At 37.9% G+C, this 896-nt stretch carries 1 protein-coding gene; it reads right to left on the minus strand.

Features of this window, described 5'->3' with window-relative positions:
- Positions 1-180 precede the first annotated feature (180 nt).
- The gene (locus tag LG31_RS0107715; RefSeq protein ID WP_033113908.1) at positions 181-630 is read right to left on the minus strand and encodes a hypothetical protein; all 450 of its coding nucleotides are present in this window, start codon (positions 628-630) and stop codon (positions 181-183) included.
- Between the last annotated feature and the right edge of the window lie 266 nt (positions 631-896).

Consider the following 896-nt stretch of genomic DNA (forward strand, 5'->3'; position numbering starts at 1 on the left):
GCTGTGTACTACACACAAAAACAAACAAGTGCAAAATAATGCTTGTTTTTGCATTAAAACGTTATGTTTTTAGTGCAAAAGCTCACTGTTTTTATATAAAAAGCACTGTATTTTTGCTCTGTGTGTTTTTGCTGTGTAGTACTAAAGGTTTTTAAATAGATCTAACTTTGTTGTGTTTGATTAGTTGAACCACACTTTATCTGTATATGCTGCCATGCATTCGTTTACTTTAAGCAGTGCTTTAACAATTGCATCGTCTGCTTCTTGTGTGAATGGGTAGCACTCACTGTATCCACTAAAGCGCGTTCCCTTGATGTTATCTCGGAACTTAACGAGCTCTGTATAGTTCATATTGAATGCTGCATGTTTGTGTGCAAGTGCTTCCCACATTTGGTATTTGCTTTCAGGTAAGCCTCTGTGGTGTTCCTCTACATGCGGGAGAATTAACTGGAAGTCCACACAATGGATTGTGTTGTCGTTTATAAAACGTGTGCTTGGGTTGTTTGTGTAACCCAGCTTGTACGCTTTACTTCCATCCAAGAAAGTAACAACTGCAAGGTAAACATAACCCAACTTGGAATATGTGCTGTAGTCTTTGTATTGATCGGGTGCGTAAGTTACTTGTGCCATAAAATGCTCCATTTAAATTTGTGTTCTATGCACAATACAACACATAAAGGTACAAGAGTCGTGGGATTGGAGAAGAGATAAGTGCGGTTGTTAGCTGTATGGAGTTATTTGGAGTTGTGGATAACAAGTAAAAATCCTGCATTTCCTTATTATATATAAGCAATGGCAGGATTTTTACTTGTTGTAATGTTTTGCTGTGCATAACCAACGCGCTTTATTGTCTCTCCTTGAAACTTTCCGAACCAAACAATCTTACGCCTTTGTGC

It is taken from the genome of Aeromonas lacus (assembly GCF_000764665.1).
GTDB classification, from domain to species: Bacteria; Pseudomonadota; Gammaproteobacteria; order Enterobacterales; family Aeromonadaceae; genus Aeromonas; species Aeromonas lacus.

Coding starts and splice junctions, on each gene's coding strand:
- LG31_RS0107715 (WP_033113908.1), bottom strand. CDS start 630: ATGGCACAAGTAACTTACGCACCCGATCAATACAAAGACTACAGCACA.